At 49.9% G+C, this 8040-nt stretch carries 7 protein-coding genes; 4 read left to right on the plus strand and 3 right to left on the minus strand.

Annotation, left to right across the window (positions count from 1 at the left end; translation table 11 throughout):
- Positions 1–69: 69 nt before the first annotated feature.
- The gene (gene glgP / locus V6C93_RS13355; RefSeq protein WP_333477147.1) at positions 70–2631 is read right to left on the minus strand and encodes an alpha-glucan family phosphorylase; all 2562 of its coding nucleotides are present in this window, start codon (positions 2629–2631) and stop codon (positions 70–72) included.
- A 450-nt stretch (positions 2632–3081) separates the two neighbouring features.
- Here glgP and V6C93_RS13360 point away from each other — a divergent pair, with 450 nt between their 5' ends.
- Together V6C93_RS13360 and V6C93_RS13365 are read left to right on the plus strand one after the other, a co-directional pair.
- The gene (locus tag V6C93_RS13360; RefSeq protein ID WP_333477148.1) at positions 3082–3198 is read left to right on the plus strand and encodes a photosystem II reaction center protein I; all 117 of its coding nucleotides are present in this window, start codon (positions 3082–3084) and stop codon (positions 3196–3198) included.
- Between the two features lie 195 nt (positions 3199–3393).
- Entirely contained in the window at positions 3394–6018 is a 2625-nt protein-coding gene (locus V6C93_RS13365) for a DUF3769 domain-containing protein (protein ID WP_333477149.1), read from the plus strand.
- A 163-nt stretch (positions 6019–6181) separates the two neighbouring features.
- Here the strand turns inward: V6C93_RS13365 and V6C93_RS13370 are convergent, their stop codons facing one another.
- Positions 6182–6541, minus strand: a complete 360-nt coding sequence (locus V6C93_RS13370; RefSeq protein ID WP_333477150.1) for a carbon dioxide-concentrating mechanism protein CcmK — start codon at positions 6539–6541, stop codon at positions 6182–6184.
- Between the two features lie 255 nt (positions 6542–6796).
- On the opposite strand from V6C93_RS13370, the gene V6C93_RS13375 reads away from it, so the two are divergent.
- Entirely contained in the window at positions 6797–7264 is a 468-nt protein-coding gene (locus V6C93_RS13375) for a hypothetical protein (RefSeq protein WP_333477151.1), read from the plus strand.
- A gap of 129 nt (positions 7265–7393) precedes the next feature.
- Positions 7394–7573 (plus strand): photosystem II assembly protein Psb34, encoded by a 180-nt coding sequence (psb34, locus tag V6C93_RS13380; RefSeq protein WP_333477152.1) that lies wholly within the window; start codon positions 7394–7396, stop codon positions 7571–7573.
- 126 nt (positions 7574–7699) lie between these two features.
- Here the strand turns inward: psb34 and V6C93_RS13385 are convergent.
- On the minus strand, positions 7700–8040 hold a 341-nt coding region (locus V6C93_RS13385; protein WP_333477153.1), incomplete at its 5' end, for a tetratricopeptide repeat protein.

An 8040-nucleotide genomic window follows, 5' to 3' on the forward strand; every position in this document is an offset into this window, starting at 1 on the left:
GAAAGTTGAAAGTTGAAAGTTGAAAGTTGAAACCTTCAAACCTTCAAACCTTCAAACCTTCAACCCGATCTAAGCCCAGAGAACTAAACCGGGCTCATAGGGACTTGACAGATAGTCGTGTTTAGGCAACACGCGCAGGGACAAACCCTGTAAACCACTCGAACCGTAGACCACATCACCTTTATAAATACTACAGTGGTGTTCGTCGGTTCCTTGGTAATCCATCACAACGGGCAGACCGTTAACAATTTGCCCATCAGCATTGACAGCGCCTTGGTAGAGTTCCACTTGGACATCATCAGCACTTAGTCCTGCGAGATTGATACGGGTTTTGACGGCGACTGATTGGTTAACCACAAGCTCAGAGGAAGCAGCGATGTCAACATCTTCAATCTTGATTTCGTACCAACGTTCAAATAGCCGCCGCTTCCAGCTCGCTAACTCCTTCGCTGGCTGGTAATGATCGCCGGTCATGGCAAAGTTGCGATCGCTCGCTGGGAAATACCCATGTACGGCGTAATCCCGCAGCATCCGGGCTGTATTGAACACCGGGGTATTGAAGCGGATGGCGTCTTTCATCTTCGCGACCCACCCCCTGGGAATTCCTTCGCTGTCGCGATTGTAGAACAAGGGGACAACTTCCTCCTCGAACAATTCGTAGAGGGCGTTGGCTTCTACCTGATCCTCGTATTCCGGGTCATCATAGGTTTCCCCATGACCGATAGGCCAGCCGGTGCGGACATAATCCGCCTCGTCCCACCAGCCATCAAGGATGCTGAGGTTGGGCAGACCATTCATCGACCCCTTCATTCCAGAGGTTCCAGACGCTTCACGGGGGCGGCGGGGAGTATTCAACCAGACATCGCAACCGGACACCATCATCCGCGCTAGATAAATGTCGTAGTCGGGAACGAAAACCACACGGTCACCAATCCCTGCTTCACGAATCTGGTGGATAATCTGGCGAATTAATTCTTTCCCCGGCATATCCTTGGGATGGGCTTTACCGGCAATCACAAACTGAACTTGTCGGTCTTTGTTGCCCGTCATGATCTTCTTAATCCGCTCTATGTCGCGCATGAACAAGTTGGCTCGCTTGTAGGTGGCAAACCGACGGGCAAAGCCAATTGTTAAGACGCTGGGATCGAGAACTTCCTGGGCTTGAGCAAGTTCTGTTGGCGGTGCGCCGCGATCGCGCAAATGTTTTAGCATTCGCTCCCGCACATAAACCACCAATTCCGAGCGACAACGTTCGTGATTACGCCACAGCTCTTCATCAGGAATTGAAGTCACGCGATCCCACAGGGGGTCATCTGCCCCTTTATCCGACCAACTCGGCCCTAGGTAGCGGTCATACAGTTCCTGCATAGACTTCGCCACAACGCTCCGAGCATGTACCCCATTGGTAATCGACGTAATCGGCACTTCCGGCAGTGGCAGGTTTGGCCACAGCCCCTGGAACATGACCCGTGACACTTCTCCATGCAGTGAGCTGACCCCATTGGTATAGCTTGCTGTCTTAAGAGCTAGCGCTGCCATGCTAAAGGGTGATGCTATATCGACTGGGTTTTCCCGTCCCAGACCTAGAAATTCTTCCCTCGATAAACCAAAGATGTTGGCGTAGTGCCCAACGTAGTACATGGCCTTATCTGGGGGAAACAAGTCAAACCCAGCAGAGACAGGGGTATGAGTTGTAAAAATTTGCGTGGCTAGGGCTACCTGTTTGGCGTCATCGAAGCTCAGCCCCTCTTCCTGGATCAGCTTGCGAATGCGCTCCAGAATCAAAAAGGCAGAGTGACCTTCGTTGAGATGATACACCGTAGGCTTGTATTTCAAAGCCTGTAGTACACGCACCCCGCCAATCCCCAACATCATTTCCTGGTGAATCCGCATATCCAGGTCACCGCCATACAACTCATCTGTGATGTCATGGTCGTAGGGATTGTTCGGTTCAATATTCGTATCGAGCAGGTACAAAGGCACGGTTCCCACTTGTACACGCCAGACACGGGCATAGACAGTGCGACCTGGATAGTCTACTTCGATCCGTAGTTCTGAACCATCGGCGTTCCGCTCTAGGTGGAGCGGCATATTGTAGAAGTCGTTGACGGGGTAGCGCTCCTGCTGCCATCCATCTGCATTGAGGTACTGGGCAAAATAGCCTTCCTGGTAAAGCAAACCGACAGCCACAAGAGGTAAACCTAGGTCAGATGCCGATTTGAGGTGGTCTCCCGCTAGAACACCTAAGCCACCGGAGTAGATGGGTAGGCAATCCGTCAGACCATACTCAGCGCAGAAGTAGGCATAACATTCGGTTTTCTCACCTTTGTCGCGATGTTTACGGTACCACGTCCGCTCGTTAAGGTAGTCGTCCAGTTGTCGAGATGCCCTTTCCATTTGGGCAAGAAAGCCTTCATCTTCAGCCACTTCCTGAAGCCGCGCTTGGCTGATGGTGCCCAGCATTAAGACAGGGTTGTGGCGGCTGGACTCCCACAAATCGCGGTCTAGGCGTCGAAATAAATCCTTGGTCTCGACATTCCAATCCCAGTGGAGGTTGTAAGCCAGCTTGCGTAACGGTTCAAGCGGATTGGGCAGGGATGGAGAGACGTTAAAAGTGCGAATTGGCTGCATAAAGCGACAAAGTTCCAAGTCTTACTCGGATCATATTGTGTACTTACTTCTGCTGAAATTGAGAGACTTTTAATACTCTTTTTGTCAACAAATGCTCACGAACTGATCTGACCGCCCTATCTTCTCACCTTCTTGCTCTAAAAAATGGAGGGTAGACGGGGTAGATGGGAGATGCGGGGACCCAGAGATAGGAACAGAAGAGATTTTCACCCAGATCTTAGTCCGTAGCCTCTAGTTTTTGTAACTGATCGTCTGCTGGAACGCAAGAGAGCCAAGAGGCGTCATAGATAGCTAAAGCCGAGCTAATACAGTCACAGACTGATTGAGAGCGACGCCGTTTCCTTGATCCCAAGCCAAAAAGGAAGCCACCTTTGGGTATGATTAAGAAAGTTATCGCGTTTTGTAACGCTTACGACATCCTGCTGTTCATACTCTCTGGGAGATATCAATATGGTGACCCTCAAAATTGTGGTGTATATCGTTGTTAGTATCTTTGTTGGCCTATTTGTGTTTGGCTTTTTGTCCAACGATCCGGCTCGTAACCCCAATCGACGGGATTTGGAGTAATTCGCTCATTCGGTAAGCGTAGCATGGTACTCTGGATGGCTGCGGCACCAAAGGTGTTGGCAGTCTAGCATGCCGAAGAAAGCTTATCGCTTCATCCCTCAGTCTGAAAGGGCGAGGCATGCCTTGCCCTGGCAGTATTCAGGGCGGTGGACGGTCACGTTTCAGACCTGTCCCTTCGACTCTTACTGTTGAAAGATGCCCCAACCAGTTCAACCGCCTGAAACACCTGCAATTATCCAATCCGTAAGGACTAACGATGCAGTCAATTTCGATCAATCCTCAATTGAGGCACCTGGAGCCAGACTGAGTCGTTCCCTTCCCAGTGGGTCAATTCCTACACCAACTTCGCCAGAAGCGTTTGCTCCTGAATCTTCCCCCTTGAGGGCGTATAAAAGCGCTGCCTTACTCGGTCCTCCGATTTCCATCGGTTACTCTGTGCATCCCGCTGAAGCGACGCCGACAAGTGGAGCCGAAGAAGAGGAAAGTTTAAATCGCAGCGATCGTGTCAGCGATCGCTCCCAAAATCTAGCAGCTTCCGCCACATCAACCTCCGCCTCGCCGTCTTCACAAAGCCGTACTTCTTCACCTGTTTTAGTGAGTGAAGCACCAACGCTTCAATCCTCGGCTTCTTCTGACCCAGTCCAACAATGGGCACAATCCCCCGGATTGATCCCCAAAGCTTTACTGAACAGGGTCAATCCACAATCCACAATCCACAATCCACAATCAAATGACTCCTTACCCTCCGACTCCTTGGGGGTTACGCTAGGAACAGAAAATGTCAAGCGTCTAGTGACCCAAGAGCGTGGGGGAGAGGTCAGAGAGTTTGACTTTAGTATCCCCAAGTCGGAAGCTCAAACTTCACAGACCGAGAAGGTTACACCCACACCTAGTGAAGATGGGGCTAAACCTCAACCCGCTCCAACACCTCAACCCTCTTCAGCGCCAGCACCAAGCACGGCTGTACCCGGCAATCCTTTCGGCGTTGGTGGTGTAATTGAGTTGACGTCAGACCGCCAAGAGTATGACGATCAGCGAAAAGTCATCACCGCACAAGGCAATGTCGTGTTACGGTTTCGGGAAGCCTTACTCAATGCCGATCGCGTGGAAGTGAATTTACCCAATCGGATTATTGTTGCTGAGGGCAATGTCGCCCTGACGCGAGGGCAGCAAGTGTTGCGGGGTCAACGATTTGAATATTACTTTGTCCAGGATAGTGGGGTCGTTTTAAATGCTAGTGGTGAGTTGTATTCACCCACAGCCGGAACCGATCTTTCATTCTCGCCAACGGCGGGGAGTACTGCCCCACCCCCTCAGCGACCCTTAAGCGATCGCATCGCCACCGATCAACCGTTACAAGGCATCAGTAATCCCGGTGGTTATGCCTTTGTGGTTGGTGCTGGGAGGACAGCGGAAAATTTGTCTGCACCGCAATCTGGTGGAACGATTAATCGCTTTCGGTATCAGGCTGAACGAGTGGATTTTGAGGGCTCAAATGCGATCGCACGGAATGTACGGATTACCAACGACCCGTTTTCCCCACCAGAGCTAGAGTTACGAGCCGATACAGCCCGTTTTACACGGTTAGAGCCGTTGGTGGATGAAGTGGTTGCCTCTCGACCCCGCCTCGTTCTCGATCAGGGCTTTGAGGTGCCACTGTTGCGTAATCGGATCACAATTGACCGCCGTCCTAGGGAACCGGCTCTGCTGAACTTTGGATATGATGGCGGTGATCGAGGGGGGCTGTTTGTTGAGCGCACATTTGAGGTTCTTAATACGTCAAATCTGCGCTTTAGTGTGACACCCCAGTATTTTATTCAGAAGGCAATCTCGGATGGGAGTTATATTGACCCATCAGTATTTGGGCTAAGAGCTAAATTAGACGGAACACTCGGTCCGCGAACGAACCTGAGGGGTCGTGCGGTTTTCACCACCCTCGATCCCGGTGACTTGGAAGAAAAGTTTCGAGGTAGTCTACGACTCCAGCAAATTATCGGTACCACTCTCCCCCATACCCTCAATCTGGAGTATAGCTATCGCGATCGCCTTTTCAACGGCTCACTTGGCTTTCAGACGGTTCGGAGTAGCATCGGAGCCGTTCTCACCTCGCCCATCATTCCCTTGGGAAATACAGGTATTAACCTTAGCTATCAGGCAGGCGCTCAATATATCACCGCTGATACGGATAGATTAGACTTACTCGGACCCAACCCAACCAATACTCGAATCAGTCTAGGACGTTACCAAGGCAGCGCCACTGTGAGTAAGGGATTTTCCCTCTGGCGGGGTCAAGGCTTACCCCCCACCCCCACCGAAGGGTTACGATATACTCCAACCCCAGTGGTTCCTTACCTCGCCCTCAATACATCTGCCACAGGTGTGATCAGTGCCTACAGTAACGGCGACACTCAAGAATCTCTGAGCGGTTCAATAGGGTTAGTCGGGCAATTCGGTCATTTTTCCCGACCTTATCTGGACTACACCGGTTTTAATATCAGCTATACACAGGTGGCGCTAGGTAACAAATCACCATTCCTCTTTGACCGAGTTGCAGATACCAAAGTTCTCGGTGCTGGTATCACTCAGCAGATTTATGGGCCGTTTCGACTTGGGATTCAGACTTACTTTAATTTGGACACCGGTCAACAAATCAGCACAGATTACCTTCTGGAATATAGCCGTCGCACCTACAGCCTCCTCCTGCGCTTCAACCCAGTTCAGCAAATTGGTTCATTTAGTTTGCGCATTAATGACTTTAACTGGATAGGAAATCCACAACCCTTCGATGGGTCCAATGTGATACAAGGAGTCACTCGTTGACATCCTCACCTCAGCTCATCGGAGTAACGATTGAGCAGAGGATTCCAAAAATTAACCCTGGGACTTCCTTCTGGAGACACCAGACATCACCAACAAGGAATCGATTTTCCCGGTCTTAGCTGGTAGAGAAACTACCAGCTAAAGCCCCTTCACCTCTGTTCGACTACCTGGGAAAACCATTTCCAGGTCTGTGCATGATCGGATTTTCGACAGCATCTCGGTACTGTTCGACTTCTGGAGAATAGGCAATGGGCAGAACAGCTTCAACATTTTCGTGGGGACGAGGAATGATCACCCAAGACTCTAGCGCACCGCCGTAAACCCTTTCTACAGCTGCAATTCCAGCGTCTATAGCGGTTTTTACCTCCGAAACATCCCCGCGAATGTTGACTGTAAAGCGAGCGCTACCTACTCGGATATATCCCACTAAGGTTACTCTACCTGCTTTGACCATTGCATCTGCTGCGGCTAGTACAGCAGGAAAGCCCTTAGTTTCAATCGACCCAACTGCGACTATAGACATTGCCAATCTCCTGAATCTGTTGAAGTATATGAAGCCAACAATTTATTCTACGAATCTTCCCCACCCCTTCTGACGGAAATGACCCTTGATTTTCGCCTTTCCGTCCAAAGTCATTTAACTTGAAACACCCTGATATGACGGATTGTCGTTTGACACCGTCGGAGCACATTGTTCAAAATTGGCTTGGCTGAAATCTTAGAAAAATAACCCCAAAAATCCTTTAATAGTTCTCAGTCCGCCCATCCTTACTCAGCTATGTTTATTTTCACTGAATTTAGAGGTTCTATGCTCCGTCTCACCCCAGGAAAAAAATTGGGATTGCTTCTCCTTTGTGCCTTAGTTGCCACCCCCGTTGCTGCCCATACAGTTGAGGTATCCGATGATGTAGCAGCAACTTTCCACATTACACCGAATCATAATCCCAAAGCTGGAAAATCCACTCAAGCTTGGTTCGCGCTTACCCTTAAAGGAGGGCGCTCTATTCCTTTATCACAATGTAACTGTCAACTCTTTGTCTACTTGAAGCCTCGTGTTCAAAATGCCAAGCCCCTCCTGACACCCTCTTTGAGAGCGATTTCAGCGGAACAGTATCGAGGGATTCCAGGGGTAGAACTCGTATTTCCTAAAGCTGGGGCTTACGAGATGGAACTGAGGGGAACGGCGAAGAATGGAGCGCGTTTCAGACCGTTTACACTCAAATATAGCGTCAATGTTAGCTCTTGACCGATGAGAGGAGGGGAGAGTGGAAGCCTAATGGGGTGTGGTCATAAAGATTTATCACTCACTTGGGAGAGTAGGTATCCTTAATTTCTGTTACATTTATATTTAATAAGTAAAAAAAGGTTACTATTCATGCCATTTACCAAAGAAGAAGGCGGTCTGCTCAATAACTTTGCCCCGGAGACTAAGACTTACACGGCAGAGCCTCCGACGGCAACTCAAAAAAGAAACTACCTTGTAATGGGTATGGCAGCGCTGGCACTCGTTGGAGGTTTATTGTTCGTCGCTTACTCAGCCTCTGGTGTAAGCTGATGGAGCGAAGCGATTGCGCCTAGTACACTAGCCCAGCCGATCGCGGCTTCGAGAAACTGTGGCTATGGGGCGATCGCTCAATACACTCACAAGAGTATCTGAAGGTAAAGCAAACATAGGCGGAAGTTACGATTTACCCAGGTCTTGTATGGTTTTAATCACATCCATTGCACTCTGGGAATTTTCAGTCCTACCATTCTGCTTGAAAAGAGCAGCGGCTTTGTTCAGGTCGTCGATCGCTTCCTTGTAGTTTTTGAGGTTGAAGCGAGAAAGCCCTCGGTTGTAAAAAGCCTCTGCAAACGTGGGTTGCAGCCGAATCGCCTCAGAGTAATCTTGAATCGCGGATTGATGCTGATTGAGGCGATTACGCGTTAAACCCCGGTTGTAAAACGCTCTAGCACTGTTGGGATTGAGAGAGATGGCTTTCTCATAATCGGCTAACGCCGCATCATGGTTCCCGAGTTCAT

This window comes from Allocoleopsis sp. (genome assembly GCF_036703385.1).
GTDB lineage: Bacteria > Cyanobacteriota > Cyanobacteriia > Cyanobacteriales > Coleofasciculaceae > Allocoleopsis.